Below are 21630 nucleotides of genomic sequence, written 5' to 3'. Positions count from 1 at the left end.
GACGCTGTCCCGAGGATCGTGGGACAGGAGGGGCGCCCGGTGGCCCGATGTGACTGGAGAGTAAGGTCCGTTGCTTACCCCTGGTAACCCATCGGTGGGTTACGGCTGGGTAACGCCGATGTGGCGAGGGAGAGTTCGGTGCCGCCCGCGACGTTCACGGAAGGGGCGTCACGGAACGAGACGCAAGGGGGCGGCGTGGCGACCATCGGACGGGTCGCGACCTCCCGGGGCCCCGGGACGGTCGAGCGGATCCGGCACCATTTCCTGGCCCTCGCCGCCGAGTTCACCCTCCCCGACGGGCAACTGCCGTTTCCGCACACGGCGTTGCCGGCATCCGGGCAGGTTGACGCGTAGCGGGGCCGCGGGCGGTGTCGACCGGCGGCCGGGGTGACGCCGCCCCGAGCCGGCCGTCCTCGCCGACGGCCGCCGGGATCCGCCGCGCACCCGCGTGCTCAGTCCTCCGGCGCGACCTGGGCGGGCATCGTCGCCAGGAATTCGGTCAGTGCCGCGTTGAACTCCTCCGGGCGCTCCAGATTCGGCATGTGGCCCGCTCCCTGAATGACCGTCAGGCGCGAACCGGGCGTCGCCTCGTGGATCGCCCGGGCGTCGGCGACCGGGGTGAACTCGTCCTCCGTGCCCACCACGACCAGGGTGGGCACGGTGATCCGCGGCAGCAGCCCGGTGTAGTCCCGCCGCTCCGCCCGACCGCGCAGGGCGGCCGCGGCGCCCTCGGGGGAGGTGTTCCGCATCATCCCCAGGACGTGCTCGGCGACCGTCGGCAGCGCCGTGACGTTGGCCGGCGCGATCATCTTGGGCAACACCTCGTGCGCGTACCCGTCCATGCCCTCCGCGAGCAGTCGTTCCGCGGTCCGCAGCCGCACAGCCCGGCCCTCCGCGGTGTCCGCCGCCGCGAAGGTGTCGGCGAGCAGCAGACCCCGGATCCGCTCCGGGAACTGTCGGTAGCACTCCATGACGATCTGCCCGCCCATGGACAGTCCGCCCAGTACGCAGCGCTCGATCCCGAGGTGGTCGAGCAGGGCGGCGACGTCCCGGGCGAAGGTCTCCAGGAGGGTCTTGCCGGGCACCACCGAACTCCCGCCGTAGCCGCGGAGGTCCGGTGCGATCACCCGCATCCCGGCGCGGCTGAAGTGCGCCGTCTGCGGGCGCCACATCGAGCGGTCGAAGGGGTGCCCGTGGATGAGGACCAGCGGTGCACCGCTGCCCTCGTCCTCGTAGGCGACCGTGATCTCTCCACATTGCACCGATGTCATGACACACCTCTCCTTGCCGCACCACCTGCGGCCTTGCTGCGTCGGGGAGTTGACGGCTCGATGCTATGAGGGGCATTGTCTCGGCACAATAGAAACAATGCGCTCGGTGCAATGTCGGGGAGGGGAGCAACAATGACGGGGGAGGACTACCGTGCCATCGCCGACGAGCTGGCCGCGGCCATCACCCAGGGCCGGCTCCGCCCGGGGGACCGGCTGCCGCCGCTGCGCCGGTTCGCCCGGCGGCGACGGATCGCCGACTCGACCGCGGCCCGGGTCTACCGCGAACTGGGCCGCCGCGGCCTGACGGTGGGCGAGGTCGGCCGCGGCACCTTCGTCCGCACGGCGCCCCCGGCGACCGAGCCCGCGCTGGCCGAGCCCGGCGGCCACCGGATCGACCTGGAGCTCAACTTCCCCGTCCTGCCCGGGCACGACGCGCTGCTCGCGCGCAGCCTCGGTCAGCTGCTCCAGCAGGGCGACGCGCGGGCCGCGGCGCTCCGCCCGGGCACCGCCGCCGGCACCCCGGCCGCCCGGCAGGCCGTCGCCGCACACCTCGCCCGGGCCGGCTGGGCCCCCGACGCCCACCGGCTGCTCTTCGCCGGCAGCGGCCGGGAGGCCCTCGCCGCCGCCTTCGCCGCCCTGGTCCCGCCCGGGGAGCGCCTCGGCGTCGAAGCGCTCACCTTCCCCGTCGTCAAGGGCATCGCGGCCCGCCTCGGCATCACCCTCGTCCCGCTGGCGATGGACGAGCACGGGGTCACCCCCGCCGCGCTGCGCGCCGCCGCGCCGCTGCGCGCGGTCTATCTGCAACCGGCGCTGCACAACCCGCTCGGCACCACCATGCCCGACACCCGCCGCGCGGAACTCGCCGCCACCATGGTTGAGTTGGACCTCTACGCGGTCGAGGACGCGGTCTACGGCTTCCTCCGCCCCGACCTGCCGCCGCTCGCCGCCCTCGCGTCGGAGCGCACGGTGCTCGTCGACAGCCTCTCCAAGCGGCTCGCCCCCGGGCTGACGCTCGGGTTCCTGGTGCCCCCGGACCGCGCGGACGCCCCCGACTTCGCCGCGGCGCTCCGCTCCGGCGCCTGGACGCCGTCCGGTTTCGCCCTGGAGGCGGCGGTGCGCTGGCTGGGCGACGGCACCGCCGCCGCCGTCGAGGCCGAGAAGCGCGCCGACGCGGCGGCCCGCCAGCGGCTCGCCGCGGAGCGCCTCGCCGGCCAGCGGCTGCGCACCGACCCGCACTCCTACCACTGCTGGTGGGAACTGCCCGAGCCCTGGCGGGCGGACACCTTCGTGGCCGCCGCGGCCCGCCACGGCATCGCGGTCACCCCGTCCGGCGCCTTCGCCGCCGGCGCCGGGCACGTCCCCAACGCGGTGCGGCTGGCACTGTCCTCGCCGCCCCTCGACGTCCTGGCCGACGCCCTGGACGTGCTGGCCGGGTTGGCCCGCCGGGCCCCGGAGGACGCCGGCGCGGAGTAGCCGCCGACGAACTTCAACAGTGTTTATGCGTAGGCGAGTTGGCGCAGATGGCTCAGCGTCCTTGGCGTGTGCCCGAGGGAGCGCGTCGGGGCCCGGTCCGTCACACCGACGTCCGCTCCACCGGTATCCAGAGCTCCGCGGTCGCCCCCGTCCCGTCCGGCGCCCCCTGCACGCGCAGGATCTCCGGGCCGGGCCGGCTGCGGTACGGGTTCGACGGGAACCACTGGGCGTAGATGTCCCCCCACAGGGTCTGGAGCGCCTGGGGGAAGGGGCCGGTGTTGGTGAAGACCGCCCAGGTGCCGGCCGGGACGGTGAGCGCGTCCAGGTCGCCGGGGACCGGGGCGTTCGACACCACGGCGTGGTAGTAGTCGAGTTCGCTGCCCTCGGCGCGGCCGGGGTCGAGGTCGTCACAGACCGACACGATCCCCTTCGGCTCCTGGTCGGACAGCTCCTCGATCCGCCGACGCGTCTCCGGCCCCAGGCCCTTGACGAACGCGGCGATGGCGGGGTTGACCCCCTGGTACACCAGGGGCACCCGGGCCTTCTTGCCGACGACCCGGAACTCGTCCTTCGCCACGATCCGGTACTGCATGGTGCTGCTCCCTTCGACGATGAGGCGGAAGGCCATCCGAGGCTGGGAGCGCAGTGCCGCACCGGTCCGCCGGGCCTCGCCCGGGCCCACGCCGTGCATGCTGCGGAACGCGCGGGCGAACGCCTCGCCCGAGCCGTAGCCGTACCGCACCGCGATGTCCAGCAGCGTCCGCTCGCCGGCCAGTACCTCCGCGCCCGCGACGGTCAGCCGCCGACGCCTCAGGTACTCCGACAGCGGCATTCCGGCCAGTGCGGAGAACATCCGCCGGAAGTGGTACTCCGACGTCATGGCGATCCGCGCCAGCTCGCCCGACCCGACCGGTCGGTCGAGATGGGCCTCGATGTGCTCCATGGCTTCGTTCAGCCGCTCCAGCACCTCGGTCTCCTTCCCTTTCGGTTCCTCACGCTAGGGAAGGTCCACCTTGCCGCACCCGACATTCGGTGCCCGCTCCGGTCGGGTGGTCAGGGGCGCCCCGACGGCGGGACCTCCTCGCCCGGCCGGACCGGGCCCGGCGGTGTGCCGTCGCCGAACGGCCGGCCGCCCAACTCCTCGCGGTGGTGCGGCGTCAGCCAGCCGGAGAGGTCCGGGCCGAGCGGGACGATGCCGGTGGGGTTGATGCCGGTGTGCACCCGGTAGTAGTGCTGCTTGATGTGGTGGAAGTCCACCGTGTCGCCGAACCCGGGCGTCTGGAACAGGTCCTTGGCGTACGCCCACAGCACCGGGTCCTCGGCGAGCTTGAACCGGTTGCACTTGAAGTGGCCGTGGTAGACGGGATCGAAGCGGACGAGGGTGGTGAACAGCCGGATGTCGGCCTCGGTGAGCGTGTCGCCGACCAGGTAGCGCCGGTCCGACAGCCGGTCGGCGAGCCGGTCCAGCCGGTCGAAGAGCGGGCCGAACGCCGCGTCGTAGTCGTCCTGGTCGGTGGCGAAACCGGCCCGGTACACCCCGTTGTTGACGTCGCGGTAGACGTCCGCCATCACCTCGTCGATCTCCGCGCGGCGGGCCTCGGGGTAGAGGTCGGGCGCCCCGGGTCGGTGCAGCGCCGTCCATTCGGTCGCGAAGTCCAGGGTGAGCTGCTGGAAGTCGTTGGTGACCAGCTTCCCGCTGGGGACGTCCACGAGGGCCGGGACGCTGACACCGCCGGGGTAGCCGGTTTCGCGGGCGTCGTACGCCTCGCTGAGGAAGCGGATGCCGAGGACCGGGTCCCGGCCGTCCGGGTCGAGGGTGAACCGCCAACTGCGCTCGTCCTGGAGGGGGTCGACGATGGCCAGCGACAGCGCGTCCTCCAGGCCGAGCAGCCGCCGGGAGATCACCGCGCGGCTCGCCCAGGGGCAGGCGCGGCTGGCCACCAGCCGGTAGCGGCCGGCCGCCACCGGCCAGCCGTCGCGGCCGTCGGCGGTGACGCGGTCGGCGAAGTGGCTGAGGGAGCGGGTGAAGGGCCGGCTGCCGGACGGGCGGTTGCCGACGCCGTCGGGCGCCGGGGCGGAGTCGGGGGAGGGCTCGGGGGCGGGGCCGGGCATCGCGGGTTCCTTCCGTCGGGGCGCGGGCGGCGTCCCCCGGATCCTTCCCGGGCCGTCGGTAATTCTCCGGCATGTCAGCCGCCCGGCGCACGGCCGATCCTGACGAAGCGCCCGGAGAGCGCGCCGCGGCGGGAATTCCCAACTCGCCGGTGATTGACGGTATTCACCTGTCATTGGCCGGTGATCAGGAGAGTGGGGGAGCGGCCCTCGTCGGCGTCGCGCCGCCGGCGTCGGCGACGGCCACCGCACAGGCCGGGTCGTCCCGGGCCGCCACGTGTTCCGGCTGCCCGGTGCGGTGCGACCGGCCCCGGTCAGCTTGACCCGGTCAGCCGGACCTGGTCACCGACCCGGTCAGCCCAGCCACGTCAGATCGGGCCGCAGGCGGTGCCAGACCGGATGCCGGGTCCGGCCCGCCGACGTCCACCCGCTGAAGGCGATCTCGGCCACCAGCCGCGGCTCCGCCCAGTGCACCCCCGCCAGCTCCACGTCGTTGACGAACGGCGAGCGGTCCAGCGGGATCACGCTCAGATAGCCCGCCAGCTCCCGTCGCTCGTGGTCGGAGAGGCCCGAGCCCACCGCGCCCACGAACCGCAGCCCGCCCGGCTCCTGGACACCCGCCAGCACCGACCCCGGCAGCCCGCCGAGCGCCCCGTGTCCCTCCGTCCAGCCGCCGATGACGATGTCCAGCGTCTCCTGGTACTTGGTCTTCACCCAGTCGGGTGAGCGCAGCCCGGGGAGGTACGGCGAGGACAGCCGTTTGGCCATCACGCCCTCCAGGCCGCCGCGCAGCGCCGCCTCCCATGCCTGGTGGCCGTGGCCCGCCACATACCCCGGCACCGACCAGTTGGGTCCGGCCAGCCCCAACCCGGCCAGCACCGCCCGCCGCTCGTGGTACGGCGCGTCCAGCAGCGGCCCGCCCAGATACATCACGTCGAAGAGCACCAGTTGGACGGGGAGTTCCATCGCCAGCCGGGCGGTGCGGCGCGGGTTGAGCACGCCCATCCGCCGCTGCAGCAGCCCGAAGTCGGGCCGTCCGGCGGGGTCCAGCACCACCACCTCGCCGTCCAGCACCGCGGGCCGGCCGCGCAGTTGCCGCCCGAGCGGGCCCAGTTCGGGATAGGTCGTGGTGACGTCGTTGCCGGCCCGGGTGACCAGTCGCACGGTGCCGTCGTCGGAGACGTTGACGATGCACCGGGCCCCGTCCCACTTGGCCTCGAACGCCCAGGCCGCCTGCTCCGGCTCGGGCGGCAGCGGCCCGAGCACGGCCAGCATCGGCCGGATCACGGGATACGGGGGCGGGGCCGCGCCGCCGCCCCCGGGGGTCAGGGCCATACTCCGATGATCGGCGGAGGCGGTGGTCCCTGCAGGCCGGGCGCGACGGGGCCGCGGTCCCGTCGCGCCCGGGCCGCCGCCGACCCGGCCGGCCCCGGTGGGCCCCGCGGTCAGTGCTCCGCCGCCCCCGCCCGCTCCACCGGCTCCGCGGCCCGCGGCGGTCGGGGCCGCGGTCGTGCCGCTCCTTCCGGATCCACCACCGGCAGCGCCCGGTCCAGCCACCACGGCACCCACCAGGCCCGCGGGCCCAGCAGCGCCAGCGCCGCGGGCACCAGCAGCAGCCGCACCACCGTCGCGTCGATCAGCACGCCCACCGCCAGGCCCAGCCCGAGCATCTTCGCCTCCGCGTCGTCGCTGAGCAGGAAGGCCGCGAAGACCCCCGCCAGGACCAGTGCGGCGCAGCTGATCAGCCGGGCGGTGCCGGCCAGCGCCTGCGCCACGCCCTCCGCCGGGTCGGGGTGCCGCGGCCGGCCCGCGTGGATCCGGGACAGCAGGAAGATCTCGTAGGCCATGCTCAGCCCGAAGGCGAGCGCGCACATCAGCAGCGGCACATGGGCCTCCACCGGTACCCGGCCCGCGACCCCCAGTGCCGGGCCGCCCCACCCCCACTGGAAGACCGCCACCACCGCCCCGTACGACGCCGCGAGCGAGAGCAGGGCGACCACCGCGGCCTGCGCCGCGACCAGCACGCCCCGGAACACGACCAGGACGGTCAGGAAGGCCAGGCAGACCAGCACCGCGAGGATCAGCGGCAGCCGGGCGGCGATCAGGTCCCGGAAATCCACCTGGGTCGCGGTGGCACCGGTGACATAGCCGCGGGCCTCGTAACCCCGCAGGGCCCGGGGGAGCACGGAGTCCGCCAGGCGGCGGGTGAGCGCGGCGGTCTCCGCGTCCTGCGGGGAGTGCGCGGGATAGGCGGTGGCGGACAGCACCGCGCCGTCCGGGGACGCCCGGAGCGGGGTGACCGCGGCGGCGCCGGGGATCCGCCCGAGGACCTGCCGAGCCTGGTCCGCCAGCGCCGGACGGTCCGCTTCCGGCACCGCGCTCCGGTCGACGACCAGTGTCAGCGGCCCGGTCGCGCCGGGCCCGAACGCCGCGGACACCAGGTCGTGCGCCCGCCGGCCGGTGGCCGACGGCGGGTCCGTGCCGTCGTCGAGGTGCCCCAGCCGCATCGAGAACGCCGGGACGGCGAGCACCGCCAGTACCAGTACCCCGCCCACCAGATGCGGCCACGGGTGGCGGGTCACCCGCCGGGCGGCGCGCAGCCCGCGGTGCGCCCCGGCGCCGGGTTCCCCGGCCGCGGCGTCCGGGCGGCGCACCCGGAACCGGTCGATCCGTCGGCCGAGCAGCCCGAGCAGGGCCGGGACGAGGGTGAGCGCGCCGAGCACCGCGGTGACCACGGTCAGGGCCGCCGCGGCGGCCAGTGCGGCGAGGAAGCCGACGCCCGTGACGGCCAGCCCGGCCAGCGCGACGAGCACGGTCCCGCCGGAGACCAGGACCGCCCGCCCGCTGCCGGCCACCGCCCGACCCGCGGCCACGGCCGGGTCCGCGCCGTCCCGCAGCAGCTGCCGGTGACGGGTGATCAGGAACAGCGCGTAGTCGATGCCCAGGCCGAGGCCGATCATGGTGGCCAGGGTGGGGGAGACGGCGGCGAAGGTGAACGCGGCGGCCAGCAGCCCCAGGCAGCCCAGCCCGCAGACCACGCCGATCAGCGCGGTCAGCAGCGGCACCCCGGCGGCCAGCACGCTGCCGAACCCGGCCAGCAGCACCAGCCCCGCCACCGCGCACCCGAGCAGTTCGCTCAGCCGGTCGTCGGTGCCGGGGCGCGCCAGGTCGCCCAACGCCCCGCCGTACTCCACCTGGACGCCCGCCGCGCGCAGCGGCGCCACGGCCCGGTCCACGCCCGGCAGGACCTCCGGCCGCAGGCTCCCCGGCGGCTCCCGGAACCGCACCGTGAGGTACCCGGTCCGGCCGTCGGCCCGGCGCGCCCCGGTGTGCGGCGCGTCGGACGGCGGCGGCGGGCCCTGCGCGGACACCACACCCGGCAGCCCGGCCAGGTCGGTGGTGGCGCGCGCGATCGGGCCGGCGAGGCCGGTCAGCGGCCGGCCGGCGTGCAGCACCACCTGGCCGGCGAATCCGCCGGCGGCAGGCTGGTGCGCGGCGAGGACCGCCCGGCCCCGGGTGGACCGGGCGTCGGGCAGCGAGAAGTCGTCGGCGTGGGCCCCGCCGAACGTCCGCTGGAGTATCTGGACGCCGGCCAGTCCCACCAGCCACAGCACGACGACGGTCACGGCGTGTCGGGCACACCACTCCCCGAGGCGCCCCAGCGCCCCTTCGGGCCGCCGGCGGCCCGGCGCATTCGGCAACGACATGCCTCGCATTCAAGGCGCGTTCCGGCGCGGCGGCATGCGGGGGGAGCAGGACGGGTGGTCCGGCGGCGGGCGGTACGGGGGTGGAGGTCGCGCCGTACCGGGCCGGGAGGAGGGGGGAAGCCCCGGCCGGACGGGGGAACCCGACCGGGGCGGATCGTGGGGCGCGGCCCATTGGGCACGTCACCAATTGAACGGTAAACCATCGGGCGGAGGTTCGGAGCGCAGAGTGACGACTCTCACGCTCTGATCACCCTGTGTCACTGATCGGCCCCGGGGGTGCCGCCCGCCTCCCGTTGCCGTGGATGACGCGCGGCCCACGCGTCCCCTCAGGGGCTGACCGCCAGCACGAGGTACGCCGCGAACAGCGTCAGGTGGACGCTGCCCTGGAGCAGGGTGGCCCGGCCCGGCACCACCGTCAGCGTGCCGACGACGACCGTGAGCGCCAGCAGCACCATGTGGCTGGCGCCCAGGCCCAGGACGAGCGGGCCCTTGAGCCAGATCGTGGCCAGCGCGACCGCGGGGATCGTCAGGCCGATGCTGGCCATCGCCGAGCCCAGGCCGAGGTTGATGCTGGTCTGGATCCGGTCCCGGCGGGCCGCGCGGACCGCCGCGATGGTCTCCGGGAGCAGCACCAGCAGCGCGATCACCACGCCCACCACGGACGACGGCATCCCGGCCGAGGCCACCCCGGACTCGATGGTGGGCGAGACCGCCTTGGCCAGTCCCACCACCGCGACCAGCGCCAGCACCAAGAGCCCCAGGCTGCTCAGTGCGACCCTGAGGGACGGCGGGTCGGCGTGGTCCTCGGTGTCGATCACCTCGCCGGCCGTGGTGACCGGCAGGAAGTAGTCCCGGTGCCGGATGGTCTGGGTGGTCACGAACAGCCCGTACAGCGCCAGCGCGGCGAGCGCCGCGAAGATCAGCTGCGGACCGGAGAACTGCGGACCGGGCGTCGTGGTGGTGAAGGACGGCAGCACCAGGCTGAGCCCGGCGAGCGTGGCGACCGAGGCCAGCTCCGCCCCGGTGCCCTCGGCGTTGAAGACCGCCACCCTCCGCTTGAGCGCGCCGATCAACAGGCAGAGCCCGACGATGCCGTTGCAGGTGATCATGACGGCCGCGAAGACCGTGTCCCGGGCCAGCCCGGCGCTCTTCTCCCCGCCGTCCACCATCAACGTGACGATCAGCGCCACCTCGATGATGGTCACCGCGACCGCCAGCACCAACGACCCGAACGGCTCGCCCACCCGGTGCGCGATCACCTCCGCGTGGTGCACCGCGGCCAGTACCGCCGCGGCCAGGAACAGCGACACCACCCCCACCAGCGCCGTCGGCAGCGACCGCCCCCAGATCAGGGCCAGCAGCACCACCGCCACCAGCGGCAGCGCACCGGCCCAGTGCAGCAGTGGCGTACGCGGACGGGGGCTCATGCCCCGAGCTTCGCAGAGAAGTCGGGCCCTCGCCCGTCGGTGAAGCGGCCTCAGGCGGTCGCCCGGTGCTGCCCCTTGGTCTCGGCCGGCGCCAGCGCCGCCTTGCTGACGTCGGCCACCAGCTCCACCACATCGGGCCCGTACGCCTGCGAGTTGACCACCTTCAGCAGCAGTGCGAACTGCCCGTCCGCGCCGTACCGGCGGGCCAGCCGGGACCGGTTGCGGACCAGATGGCGGACCGCGGCCCGGTGGGTGACCGGCCGCTGACCGGCCGCCAGGAACACCGGCCGGCCGCCCTCCCCGGCCGTCAGCCGGGCCAGCAGCACGTACTCCACCGCTCCCGGCTCCAGCCGGTACGTCGTCCCGCCGACGGTGAGGGCGCCCCGGCCGGCGCCCGTCGCGTCACCCGGGTGGACCGCGACACCCGGCAGCAGGTTCGCCATGTGCGCGGCCAGCCGGCGGTGCGCGGTCGGGTCGCCGACGCAGAACTCGGTGCGCGCCCCGAAGCCCTGGAGCCCGGTGTCGTGCGGGGCGACCTCCGGGTGCGCGCCGCAGTTCTCGATCACCGAGGCCAGCCCCAGCAGCGCCAACGCGTCGTGCCGCGGGATGCTCCACTGGGCCGAGGCGCTGTCCCGGTGGGTGACCAGGACGCACTCGGATCCGTCGGGCAGCCCGAAGAACCCCTGTTCGCGGGTGCGCTTGCGGCGGGTGGCCGCGGAGCGCCCGGCCCAGCCGGCGGCCAGCCCCACGACGAGGGCCAGCGCCGCGGTCAGGAGCAGCAGCAGGGTGTCATCCATGGCGGGCGAGCGTAGCCGCTGTCGGGCGGATGTTCGGTGGCGGGCCGCCGGACCGTACCGCTTGCCCCGGTCCGTATGGATACGGCGGGACCGTACGGCTCGGCCCCGAACCGTCCCGGCCCGCTGACCGCCCCGCCGAACGGCGGTCGGCACCCGAAACACCCCCTGTCGGCGCGCTGTTGACGCCGGTAGGCTCCGGCCCCTGCCGCCCCCTCTGCACCGCCCTAGGAGGAAGTCCAGGTATGTCGAAAGCCCGACGTCTCACCGTCCTGGGAGTCACCGCCGCGCTGGCCGGCTCCCTGATGGCGGTCCCGGCCGCCGCCCGGACCGCGGCACCCCGGCCCGGCCCCGCCGCCCCCGGCCCCACCTCCGCCAAGACCCCGGTCGCCGTCGGCTACGGCGGGGCGGTCGCCAGCGTCGACGCGGACGCCTCCGCCGCCGGCATCGCCGTGCTCCGCAAGGGCGGCAACGCGGTCGACGCGGCGGTCGCCACCGCCGCCGCCCTCGGCGTCACCGAGCCCTACTCGGCCGGCGTCGGAGGCGGCGGCTACTTCGTCTACTACGACGCCGGAACCAAGACCATCCGCACCCTCGACGGCCGGGAGACCGCCCCCCGCACCGCCACCAAGGACCTCTTCCTGGAGAACGGCAAGCCCATACCGTTCGACGACGCGGTCACCAGCGGACTCAGCATCGGCACCCCCGGCACCCCGGCCACCTGGGACAGCGCCCTCAAGAAGTGGGGCAGCCGCTCCCTGGCACAGGTCCTCGAGCCCGCCGAGCAGCTCGCCGCGCAGGGCTTCACCGTCGATCCGACCTTCCGCAAGCAGACCGCCGACAACGAGGCGCGGTTCCGCGACTTCCCGGCCACCGCCGCCCTCTTCCTGCCCGGCGGCAAGCTCCCGGTCGTCGGCTCGACGCTGAAGAACCCCGACCTGGCGCGCACCTACCGGGAGTTGGGCCGCAAGGGCGTCGGCGCCCTCTACCACGGTGCGATCGGCCGGGACGTCGTCCGCACCGTCCAGCGGCCACCGGTCCGCGCGGGGAGCACCCGCAAGATCCGCCCCGGTGCCCTGACCACCGCCGACCTCGCCGCGTACCGGACGCTCGGCCACGCGCCGACCCACACCACCTACCGCGGCCTGGACGTCTACGGCATGGCCCCGTCCTCCTCCGGCGGCACCAGCGTCGCCGAGGCGCTCAACATCCTGGAGAAGAGTGACCTTTCGCACCTGACCGAGAAGCAGTTCCTGCACCGCTACATCGAGGCCAGCCGGATCGCCTTCGCCGACCGCGGCCGCTGGGTCGGCGACCCGGCCTACGAGAACGTCCCGGTCAAGGGCCTGACCTCCAAGCGGTTCGCCGCCTCCCGGGAGTGCCTGATCAACGACGGCAAGGCACTCACCAGCCCGCTCGCACCCGGTGACCCGCGCCACCCGACGCCCTGCGGCACCACCGGCCCGGCCGCCCCGACGACGTACGAGGGGGAGAACACCACCCACCTCACCGTCGCCGACAAGTGGGGCAACATCGTCTCCTACACCCTCACCATCGAGCAGACCGGCGGCAGCGGCATCACCGTCCCCGGCCGCGGCTTCCTGCTCAACAACGAACTCACCGACTTCTCCTTCGCGCCGGCCAACCCGGCCGTCCACGACCCGAACCTGCCCGGCCCCGGCAAGCGGCCCCGCTCGTCCATCTCCCCGACCATCGTGCTGCGCCACGGCACCCCCGTGCTGGCGCTGGGCTCGCCCGGCGGCGCCACCATCATCACCACCGTGCTGCAGACCCTCGTCAACCACCTCGACCGCGGCATGCCGCTGGTGGACGCCATCGCCGCACCGCGCGCCAGCCAGCGCAACGCCGCCGCCACCGAGCTCGAACCGGCCCTGTGGGACAGCCCGCTGCGGGGGCAACTGGAGGCCCTCGGCCACAGCTTCAAACCGAACCCGGAGATCGGCGCGGCCACCGGCGTGCAGCGGCTGCCGGACGGCCGCTGGCTCGCGGCGGCCGAGAAGGTCCGGCGCGGCGGCGGCTCCGCGATGGTCGTCCACCCCGCGCCGTAACGCCCCCGCGGGGCCGGTCGGCGCCGCCGGCGGCACCCGGACGGGCCGTGTGTGCCGTCCGTGTGTCGTCGCCGTGTCGCGCCGCGCGGCGCCGTTGCCGCCCCCCGCTGGGCCGATTAGCCTCCTGGGACCGTTCGTTCGAATGAGCGGTCCCAGGGAGGGCACGCAGCGTGAGCGTCGACGAGAGCCAGGAACGCCGGACCGGACCGTCCCCGGAACGCCCGCACCGCCCGGGGCCCGCCGGCCGCCTGGACGGACAGTGGGAGGGCCTCGCCGAGCAGGCCGAGGCCCTGGCCGCCGGACGGGTCACCGCCACCGACCTGGTGCACCGCTCGCTGGACCGCATCGCGGCCAGCCAGGACACCATCAACGCCTTCCGCCGGGTGCGGGCCGAGGCGGCGCTCGCCGAGGCCGCGGAGGCGGACCGCCGGCTCGCCGCCGGGGAGCGGCTGCCGCTGCTCGGCGTGCCGGTCGCGGTCAAGGACGACACCGATGTGGCGGGCGAACCCACCGCGTTCGGCTGCGCCGGGGTGTTCCCGCCCAAACCGCACGACTCCGAGGTGGTCCGGCGGCTGCGCCTGGCCGGGGCGGTCATCGTCGGCAAGACCAACGCCTGCGAACTGGGCCAGTGGCCGTTCACCGAGGGCCCGGCCTTCGGCGACACCCGCAACCCCTGGAGCCTCGCGCACACCCCAGGTGGCTCCTCCGGCGGCTCGGCCGCCGCGGTCGCCGCCGGCCTGGTCCCCGCCGCGCTCGGCACCGACGGCGCCGGCTCGGTCCGGATCCCGGCCGCCTGGTCCCACCTCGTCGGCATCAAACCCCAGCGCGGCCGGATCTCGACCTGGCCGGACCCCGAGGCGTTCCAGGGCATCACCGGCATCGGCCCGCTGGCCCGCACCGTCGAGGACGCCGCGCTGCTCCTGGACGTCGCCAGCGGCAACCACGACGGGGACCTGCACCGGCCGCCGGCCATCGCGGCCCGCGAGGCCGCCGGCCGGGACCCCGGGCGGCTGCGCATCGCGCTGTCCTGGAAGACCGCCGCCACCTTCACCCGCAAGTCGCTGCACCCGGACGTCCGGGCCGCGGTGACCGCGGTGGCCCGCACCCTGGCCGGCCTCGGCCACTTCGTCGAGGAGGCCGAACCGGACTACGGGATGGTCGGGCTGGCCTTCCTGCCGCGCGCCACCGCCGGTGTCGACGAGTGGGCCGCCCGGGTCCCCGACCCCCGGCTGCTGGACCGCCGCACCCAGGAGGCGGCCCGGCTGGGCCGGCTGCTCGGCGGGCTGCCGCTGCGCCGGGCCCGCGCCGTGGAGCGCCGGCAACAGCAGCGCATCGGCGCGCTGTTCGGCTCCTACGACGTCCTGCTGACGCCGACCACCGCGACCCCGCCGCCGCGCGTCGGCGCCCTCGCCGGGCTCAGCGGCTGGCAGACCGACAAGGCCATGATCGCGGCCTGCCCGTACGCCTGGCCGTGGAACGTGCTGGGCTGGCCGGGCGTCAGCGTCCCGGCCGGCTTCAGTGCGGACGGGCTGCCGCTGGGCGCCCAACTGCTCGGCCCGGCGCACGGCGAACCGCGGCTGATCTCGTTGGCCGCCCAGCTCCAGGACGCCCTGCGCTGGCACGAGCGGCGGCCCCCGGAGCAGGCCGCCGCATCGGCCGCCGACCTCAGCCCAGAAGACCGATGATCGCCTCCGTGGTGTCGGTCTCGCCCAGCCGCGGGAAGATCCGCTCCACGCTGTTGCGGTGCGCCTCCGCGTCGAGGTCGGTCACCGCGTCGACGGCGACGGTGACGTGGTAGCCGTGCTCGTGCGCGGCGCGGGCGCTGGACTCCACGCCGATGCTGGTGGCGATCCCGGCGAACACGACCTGGGTGACGCCGCGCCGGCGCAGCTCCGCGTCCAGCTCGGTGCCGTGGAAGGCGCCCCACCGCTGCTTGGTGACGAGGATGTCGCCGGGCTGCCGGTCGAGTTCGGCGACCAGCTCGGCCCAGTCGGCCGGCGGGGTGCCGGTGCCGCCGGCCCGCCCGGCCTCGGTGCGGCCCGGCGCGCCGCCGGTGACGTTCACCAGGACCACCGGCAGTCCGTGGGCGCGGAACGCCGCGGCCAGCCGGGCCCCGCGGGCCACCACCTCGGCGGCGGGATGGACGGTGGGCAGTCCGGTGATGCCCTTCTGAAGGTCGATCAGGACCAGTGCGGTGGTCGGGTCCAGGGTGCTGGCGGGCATCGTGACTCCTAGGGGGCTAAGGGCAGTTGAGGGAGCGTCAGAACACCGGGGGTCCGGCGAATCCGGCGAATCCGGGGCCCGGGGGCTCGGGGGTCGAGGGGATCAGCCGACGGTCCGGCTGTCGGTGGTGCGCAGCGACCGGTCGGCGAGGGTGAGGGCCAGGAGCAGCACGCCGAGGGCCGCGCCGAGCAGCGCGATGGCGTGCAGCCCCGCGTCCGTGGCGCGCTGCCCGTAGAGCAGCCCGATCAGGCTGGCGGCGGTGATCGCGCCGAGGTACTGGGCGGTGCGCTGGAGCCCGGCCGCCGCGCCGACGCCGTCGGCCGGGGCCTGGGCGTAGACGGCGGTCTGGTTGCCGGTGGCGGCCAGCCCCTGCGGGATGCCGAACAGCGCGGCGGCGACCAGCAGCACCGGCAGCGGACTGCTGCCGCGCAGCAGCACGAGAACCGCGCTGCCGGCGATCAGGCAGGCCGCGGCGATGGCCAGCGGGGCGCGGATGCCCTTCGTCTGGGCGCCGGCGAGCGAGCAGATCGCCGCCGCGCCGGACATCGGCAGCATCACCAGCCCGGCATGGAAGGACGAGAAGCCGTGCGCCTGCTCCAGCCACTGGCTGAAGCCGTAGAGCACGCAGTAGATGAGCAGATAGGCCAGCCCGTGCCGCAGGTAGGTCAGCGTCAGCGCCCGGTTGCGGGCCAGCATCCGCAGGTCGATGAAGGGCTGCGGATGGCGCAGCTGCCACCACACCAGGACGGCGGCCAGCACCGCGGTCGGCGCGAGCAGCGGCCAGCGCGGGGCGTCCAGTCGCAGCAGGAAGAACATCGCGCAGGTCAGCGCGGAGGCGAAGAGCGCGATCCCGAACGGGTCGAGGGAGCCGCGGGCCGCGCCGCCGGCCCCGTCGGCAGTGGTCGATTTCCGGCCGTTCCGGTCGGGCGGGAGCCAGGCCAGGGCGCTGACCAGCGCCAGCAGCGCGAGCGGGACGTTGACCGCGAACACCGCCCGCCAGCCCGCGGTGACGGCGAGCAGTCCGCCGAGCGTGGGCCCGACCGCCGCGCTGGCCAGCGCGGCCAGCGAGATCCGGCCGAGCACGGCCCGGGGCGTGGGCCGTCCCACCCGCTGTGACTCGGCACGCAGCATCGCCATCGCCGCCGGGTAGGCCGCCGCGGTGCCGACGCCGAGGACGACCCGAGAGACGATCAGCAGCGTGAAGGTCGGCGCCAGCGCCCCGAGGAGGCCCGCCGCGCAGACCGCGACGGCGCCGCCGACGAAGACCCGCCGTGGCCCGATCCGATCGGCGACCCGGCCCAGCGACGGCTGACCCACCGCGCTGGCGAGGTACATCGCCGAGACCAGCCACGCGGTGTCGGCGGCGCCGACCCGGAAGTCCTGGCCGATGGCCACCAGCGCGGTGGCGATCATGGTCGAGTTGATCGGGTTGAGGAGCGACCCCAGGAGCAGCGGGGTCATCAGGCGGGCGCCGAAACCCGCCTCGCCGGAGGGGAGTTCGGGCCTCCCGGCGGCCGGTCCGGTGGTGCGGTCCCCGGCCCGGTCCGGCGCGTCGGGGGCGCTCATTCCTCGGTCAGCCGTCGTATCAGCGCGGTCGCCTCCGCCAGGGTCCGCTGCTCGTCGGCGGTCAGCCGGTCGGCGAGGGCCACCGCGAGCCAGTCGTTCTTGGCGGCCCGGACGTCCCGGAGCACCCGGTGGCCCTCGTCGGTGAGCGAGAAGACCACCTGGCGGCCGTCGGTGGGGTGCGGGCTGCGGGCGAGGATCCCGCGCTCCTCCAGCACGCCGACGATCATCCGCATCGACTGCGGGCGTACCAGCTCGGCGCGGGCCAGCCCCGCGATGGTGGCCGGTCCGTCGGCGTCGACCCGGGCGAGCACCGCGCGCTGGGTGGGGGTCAGTTCGCCCTGCGGTGAGGCCGCGCGCAGTCGGCGCATCAGCAGGGACACGGTCGCGCCGAGGTCGGCGGCTAGTCGTTCCTGGTCCTTGTCGGGCATGGTGCGAGCGTAGATTCATGACAGGAAGACTTGCAAGTTTATCTGTCATGTTGCGTGTCGTGGCCCCGTCCCGCGGTGCGCGCGGCCGACCGCCCCGACGCCCCCGGCGGTCCCCGCCCGCCGCGCCGCGCAGAGAGATGGTCTTGCCACGGTCGGTGACGACCCTTACGGTCGCCTCCACGCGAGCAGACGCGCGCACCGCAGGCTGACGCATCGACAAAGGAGCAGCTCATGGCCGATGTTGTGCGTGCCGCACTGGTCCAGGCGACCTGGACCGGCGACACCGAATCGATGATCGCGAAACACGAGGAGCACGCCAGGGCGGCGGCCGCGCAGGGTGCGAAGGTGATCGGCTTCCAGGAGGTCTTCAACGCCCCGTACTTCTGCCAGGTGCAGGAGCCGGAGCACTACCGCTGGGCCGAGCCGGTGCCGGACGGCCCGACCGTGCGCCGCATGCAGGACCTCGCCCGGGAGACCGGCATGGTCGTCGTCGTCCCGGTCTTCGAGGTCGAGCAGTCCGGCTTCTACTACAACACCGCGGCCGTCATCGACGCCGACGGCACCGTCCTCGGCAAGTACCGCAAGCACCACATCCCGCAGGTCAAGGGCTTCTGGGAGAAGTACTACTTCCGCCCGGGGAACGTCGGCTGGCCGGTCTTCGACACCGCCGTCGGCCGGATCGGCGTCTACATCTGCTACGACCGCCACTTTCCCGAGGGCTGGCGGCAACTGGGCCTCAACGGCGCCCAGCTCGTCTACAACCCGTCCGCCACCTCGCGCGGCCTGTCGGGCTACCTGTGGCGGCTGGAGCAGCCCGCGGCGGCCGTCGCCAACGAGTACTTCGTCGCCGCGATCAACCGGGTCGGCGTGGAGGAGTACGGAGACAACGAGTTCTACGGCTCCAGCTACTTCGTCGACCCGCGCGGTCAGTTCGTCGGCGAGCCCGCCAGCGACACCAAGGAGGAACTGGTCGTCCGCGACCTGGACTTCGATCTGATCGACCAGGTCCGCCAGCAGTGGGCCTTCTACCGCGACCGCCGCCCCGACGCCTACGAAGGGCTGGTGCGGCCGTGACCCGCGACCCCGGGAACCTGCACGCCCGGCACCGCGCGGTGATGCCCTCCTGGTTGAGCCTCTACTACGAACGACCCCTGGAGCTCACCCACGGCGAGGGACGGCACGTCTGGGACGCCGAGGGCAACCGCTACCTCGACTTCTTCGGCGGCATCCTCACCACCATGACCGCGCACGCTCTGCCCGAGGTGACCAAGGCGGTCGGCGAACAGGCCGGCCGGATCCTGCACACCTCCACGCTCTACCTCTCCCGCCCCATGGTGGAGCTGGCGGAGCGGATCGCCGCGCTCTCCGGCATCCCCGACGCCCGGGTCTTCTTCACCACCTCCGGCACCGAGGCCAACGACGCCGCCCTGCTGCTCGCCACCACCCATCGCCGCTCCAACCAGGTGCTGGCGATGCGCAACAGCTACCACGGCCGGTCGTTCTCCACCGTCGCCATCACCGGCAACCAGAGCTGGTCGCCCACCAGCCTCTCGCCCCTGCAGACCCTCTACGTGCACGGCGGGGTGCGTTCCCGTGGCCCGTACGCCGACCTCGGCGACGCGGAGTACGTCGCGGCCTGCGTCGCGGACCTGGAGGACATGCTCCAGCAGACCGCCGGCGGCGTCGCCGCGCTGATCGCCGAACCGGTGCAGGGCGTCGGCGGCTTCACCGCCCCGCCGGACGGGCTGTACGCGGCGTTCCGCGAGGTGCTGGCCCGCGAGGGGATCCTGTGGATCAGCGACGAGGTGCAGACCGGCTGGGGCCGCACCGGCGACCACTTCTGGGGCTGGCAGGCGCACGCCGAGAACGGCCCGCCCGACCTGCTCACCTTCGCCAAGGGCATCGGCAACGGCATGTCCCTCGGCGGGGTGGTGGCCCGCGCCGAGATCATGAACTGCCTGTCCGCCAACTCCATCTCGACCTTCGGCGGCAGCCCGATCACCATGGCCGCGGGCCTGGCCAACCTCAACTACCTGCTGGAGCACGACCTCCAGGGCAACGCCCGGCGGGTCGGCGGGCTGCTCATCGAGCGGCTGCGGGCGGTGGCAGCCGGGCTGGACGTGGTGCGGGAGATCCGCGGCCGGGGCCTGATGATCGGGATCGAGCTGGTCCGGCCGGGCACCGACGAGCGCTCGCCGGAGGCCGCCACGCTGGTGCTGGAGGCCGCCCGCGAGCGCGGTCTGCTGATCGGCAAGGGCGGCCAGGGCGGCGCCTCGCTCCGCATCGCGCCGCCGCTCACGCTCACCGTCGCCGAGGCGGAGCAGGGCGCGGAACTGCTCGCGGACGCCCTGCGGCAGGCCCAGCGGCAGCTCGCGGACGCGTCGTAGGGGCCGTCCCCGCGCCGGGCTGCCGTCCGCCGGGCCGCACCGGACCCCCGTCCGGTACGGCCCCGGCCCCCGGCCTTGCCGGCCCCGCCCCGAACCGCCGGCCGATGGCTCAGCCGGCGGGTGCCGCATCCCGGTAACTCCGGCCCACCGCCGGGCTGTTGAGCCAGGCGGTGGCCGCTCCCCGGACGCCGTCGGAGCGGTAGACGCCCCACTTGTCGGTGACCCAGTCGCCGCGCAGGGTCGCCGCGGGGTACTGCTCGGTGCCGCCGGGCAGCTGCTGGGCGGTGCCGTCGTGCCACAGCCGCACCCAGCCGCGGGCCGGGTCCTTCGAGACCTTGATGCCGACGACGAAGTCGTGCCAGGCGTGGAGGGTGAGCGGGGTGTGCCAGAGCCGCGTGGTCCTCAGTTCGGGGTCGCAGTACTCCAGGTCGACGGTGCCGTCACCGCGGGCGCGCAGCGACAGCGGCGGGGTGGCGGCGCCCGAGCCGTAGTCCTTGAGCTGCCACAGGACCACCCAGTCGCCCTTCTTCGTCGGCAGCGGGCCCCACATCGAGCGCCAGCCGATGTAGTAGACGTCGCCCTCCCGGGAGAAGCGCAGCGGGCCGGCGCCGGTGCGGTGGCCGCGGGTCTCCACCCGCACCCGGGTGGGGCCGTCGACCTTCTCGCCGGAGGTGTGCAGCTCGAAGGACTTCCCGTGCCGGCCGGCCGGGTCGTCGACCACCCGCACCGTGCCCGGCTTGGTCTCCGTGCCCTCGAAGTCGCCGGCGCCCCTGGCCGGGTCGGCGCGCCACAGCGTCGCCGCGTGCCGGCCGGCGGCCGAGGGCGCGTCACCGGTGCGGGCCGCGGCCGGAGCCTGGTGGGCGACCGCGGAGCAGGCGCCGGTCAGCGCGAGGCCGACGGCAAGGGCAACACCCTTGCGGAGGTGGGGGGTTAGAGGTCGCTTCATGGTCGGACTCCCGACGTGGGGAAGGGGACGGGAGTGAAAGTTAGGTTTGTTTCCAGATGTCGTCAAGGGGGTGCACGGGTGCCCCACGACCACCGCACCGGGGGCTCCCGGGCGCTGGGGTCAGTCCTGGGCCCGGGCGGCGGCCGCGCGCACCGCGTCGGCCACCTCGGTGAAGAAGCGGGAGTGCGCGCGCCGGCTGACCGGGGCCTCCGGGTTCCACGGCAGCAGTCGGACCCGGGCCTCGATCGCCCGCCAGTTCTCGTCCGTCCGCAGCGCCTCGACCTTCGCGGCGTTGACCCGTACGTCGATCAGGACGATGTCCGGGGCGAGCGACGCGGCCTCCGCCCAGCCGACCGTGGACCAGTTCGCCCCGGCGCCGGCCGCCGGCTCCGGCAGCTCCGCGCCGTGCTCGGCCAGCGCCCGCAGATCCGGCCAGGTGCCCGGACGGGCCAGGTGCACCCTGTCCGGCCCGGCGGGGGAGAGGGCCACCACCCGCGGGCGCACCGGACCGCCGGTCGCCTGCCGCAGCCCGTCCTCCGACGCGTCCAACTCCTTCGCCAGGGCGAGCGGTTCGCCGTGCCCCAGGGACCCGGCCAACGCCGCGAAGCGCTCCCGCACCTCGGCCAGGCTGCGGCCGGGGCCCACCGCGACGGTGGCGACCGGGACCTTCTCCTCCAACTCCTGCGCGGTCTTCGCCTCCAGGCCGTACACCTGCTCCCCGTCGTAGGTGACCGCCACCACCAGGTCCGGGCGGGCCGCCAGCAGAGCGTCCGGGTGCAGCGCGGTGCCCGAGCCGAGGTAGCGGATCTCGGCCAGCGGCAGCTCACCGGCCTTGGCCGGGTCGGCCGCCACCCCGTCGTGCTGGGAGCCGAACAGGCCGACCGGCCGGATGCCGTGGTCCCACAGCGTGGCCCCCGCCTGTATGTACGCCACGATCCGTTCCGGCCGTGCTCCGGCCACCACCAGGCGCCCGCGGTCGTCGGAGAACTCCCACGGTGTGCTCTGCTCCATGGCGCATCGCCTTTCTGACGTCATGAGTGCGCTTTTTGACGCCCTTGGTGCCGATTGTGAAGGTGTGATTCCTTGATGGCTTTCGAAGTTGTGGGTTCCGGAGTCTGTTACCTGCCCATCCGGCCGCCCCCGCACCCCTCCGGGCGCCGACCCCCGAAGCCTCGCGCGTCACCCGTTGAACCACCCGGCTGACCGCCGCCGCGACATCCGTCCGCCGGC

The 21630-nt window shown here is 74.7% G+C and carries 18 protein-coding genes; 6 read left to right on the top strand and 12 right to left on the bottom strand.

The features are described 5' to 3' along the window. Window positions 1-195 precede the first annotated feature (195 nt). Window positions 196-354, top strand: coding sequence for a hypothetical protein (locus SNOUR_RS10290; protein ID WP_312632381.1), 159 nt, complete (start codon window positions 196-198; stop codon window positions 352-354). Between the two features lie 98 nt (window positions 355-452). Here the strand turns inward: SNOUR_RS10290 and SNOUR_RS10285 are convergent, their stop codons facing one another. Further along, complete coding sequence (locus SNOUR_RS10285; RefSeq protein WP_067345896.1) at window positions 453-1271, bottom strand: alpha/beta fold hydrolase; 819 nt, start codon at window positions 1269-1271, stop codon at window positions 453-455. Between the two features lie 132 nt (window positions 1272-1403). Between SNOUR_RS10285 and SNOUR_RS10280 the strand changes: the two genes are divergently transcribed. Further along, complete coding sequence (locus SNOUR_RS10280; RefSeq protein ID WP_067345894.1) at window positions 1404-2744, top strand: aminotransferase-like domain-containing protein; 1341 nt, start codon at window positions 1404-1406, stop codon at window positions 2742-2744. A gap of 100 nt (window positions 2745-2844) precedes the next feature. Here the strand turns inward: SNOUR_RS10280 and SNOUR_RS10275 are convergent, their stop codons facing one another. The 6 genes from SNOUR_RS10275 to SNOUR_RS10250 form a co-directional block, all read right to left on the bottom strand. Beyond that, on the bottom strand, window positions 2845-3711 hold the full coding sequence (locus SNOUR_RS10275; protein ID WP_067345892.1) for an AraC family transcriptional regulator: 867 nt from the start codon (window positions 3709-3711) through the stop codon (window positions 2845-2847). An 86-nt stretch (window positions 3712-3797) separates the two neighbouring features. Then, window positions 3798-4856 (bottom strand): glutathione S-transferase family protein, encoded by a 1059-nt coding sequence (locus SNOUR_RS10270; protein WP_067345891.1) that lies wholly within the window; start codon window positions 4854-4856, stop codon window positions 3798-3800. Window positions 4857-5207: 351 nt separating this feature from the next. Then, on the bottom strand, window positions 5208-6188 hold the full coding sequence (gene ligD, locus SNOUR_RS10265; RefSeq protein ID WP_067345889.1) for a non-homologous end-joining DNA ligase: 981 nt from the start codon (window positions 6186-6188) through the stop codon (window positions 5208-5210). Between the two features lie 110 nt (window positions 6189-6298). Continuing rightward, entirely contained in the window at window positions 6299-8560 is a 2262-nt protein-coding gene (locus tag SNOUR_RS10260) for an MMPL family transporter (RefSeq protein ID WP_067345887.1), read from the bottom strand. A 326-nt stretch (window positions 8561-8886) separates the two neighbouring features. Beyond that, the gene (locus SNOUR_RS10255; RefSeq protein WP_067345886.1) at window positions 8887-9987 is read right to left on the bottom strand and encodes a calcium:cation antiporter; all 1101 of its coding nucleotides are present in this window, start codon (window positions 9985-9987) and stop codon (window positions 8887-8889) included. Window positions 9988-10037: 50 nt separating this feature from the next. Beyond that, window positions 10038-10784 carry a hypothetical protein gene (locus SNOUR_RS10250; RefSeq protein ID WP_067345884.1) on the bottom strand — a complete coding sequence of 249 codons (747 nt, stop codon included), beginning with the start codon at window positions 10782-10784 and terminating at the stop codon, window positions 10038-10040. Window positions 10785-11026: 242 nt separating this feature from the next. On the opposite strand from SNOUR_RS10250, the gene ggt reads away from it, so the two are divergent. After that, window positions 11027-12850: a gamma-glutamyltransferase gene (ggt, locus tag SNOUR_RS10245; protein WP_067345882.1), complete on the top strand. Its 1824-nt coding sequence runs from the start codon at window positions 11027-11029 to the stop codon at window positions 12848-12850. A gap of 170 nt (window positions 12851-13020) precedes the next feature. Then, window positions 13021-14535, top strand: coding sequence for an amidase (locus SNOUR_RS10240; RefSeq protein WP_067345881.1), 1515 nt, complete (start codon window positions 13021-13023; stop codon window positions 14533-14535). Here SNOUR_RS10240 and SNOUR_RS10235 read toward each other — a convergent pair. The 3 genes from SNOUR_RS10235 to SNOUR_RS10225 all read right to left on the bottom strand — a co-directional run bounded on the left by SNOUR_RS10235 (window position 14516) and on the right by SNOUR_RS10225 (window position 17067). Next, window positions 14516-15073 (bottom strand): isochorismatase family protein, encoded by a 558-nt coding sequence (locus SNOUR_RS10235; protein ID WP_067345878.1) that lies wholly within the window; start codon window positions 15071-15073, stop codon window positions 14516-14518. The genes SNOUR_RS10240 and SNOUR_RS10235 overlap by 20 nt on opposite strands. Window positions 15074-15175: 102 nt before the next feature. Next, entirely contained in the window at window positions 15176-16639 is a 1464-nt protein-coding gene (locus tag SNOUR_RS10230) for an MFS transporter (RefSeq protein ID WP_067345877.1), read from the bottom strand. Beyond that, a complete protein-coding gene (locus tag SNOUR_RS10225) occupies window positions 16636-17067 on the bottom strand; it encodes a MarR family winged helix-turn-helix transcriptional regulator (protein WP_067345875.1) in 432 nt (143 codons plus the stop codon). The genes SNOUR_RS10230 and SNOUR_RS10225 overlap by 4 nt, the downstream gene beginning before the upstream one ends. A 231-nt stretch (window positions 17068-17298) precedes the next feature. On the opposite strand from SNOUR_RS10225, the gene SNOUR_RS10220 reads away from it, so the two are divergent. Together SNOUR_RS10220 and SNOUR_RS10215 are read left to right on the top strand one after the other, a co-directional pair. Further along, on the top strand, window positions 17299-18141 hold the full coding sequence (locus SNOUR_RS10220) for a nitrilase-related carbon-nitrogen hydrolase (RefSeq protein WP_067345874.1): 843 nt from the start codon (window positions 17299-17301) through the stop codon (window positions 18139-18141). Between the two features lie 41 nt (window positions 18142-18182). Beyond that, on the top strand, window positions 18183-19454 hold the full coding sequence (locus tag SNOUR_RS10215; protein WP_067358052.1) for an aspartate aminotransferase family protein: 1272 nt from the start codon (window positions 18183-18185) through the stop codon (window positions 19452-19454). 109 nt (window positions 19455-19563) lie between these two features. On the opposite strand, the gene SNOUR_RS10210 is transcribed toward SNOUR_RS10215, so the two are convergent. Together SNOUR_RS10210 and SNOUR_RS10205 are read right to left on the bottom strand one after the other, a co-directional pair. Next, complete coding sequence (locus SNOUR_RS10210) at window positions 19564-20400, bottom strand: heparin lyase I family protein (protein ID WP_067345872.1); 837 nt, start codon at window positions 20398-20400, stop codon at window positions 19564-19566. 120 nt (window positions 20401-20520) lie between these two features. Continuing rightward, a complete protein-coding gene (locus SNOUR_RS10205) occupies window positions 20521-21411 on the bottom strand; it encodes an ABC transporter substrate-binding protein (RefSeq protein WP_067345869.1) in 891 nt (296 codons plus the stop codon). Between the last annotated feature and the right edge of the window lie 219 nt (window positions 21412-21630).

Origin of the sequence: Streptomyces noursei ATCC 11455 (genome assembly GCF_001704275.1) — a bacterium.
In the GTDB taxonomy this organism is placed as follows: Bacteria; Actinomycetota; Actinomycetes; order Streptomycetales; family Streptomycetaceae; genus Streptomyces; species Streptomyces noursei.
This window is presented reverse-complemented; position numbering and strand designations above follow the sequence as displayed.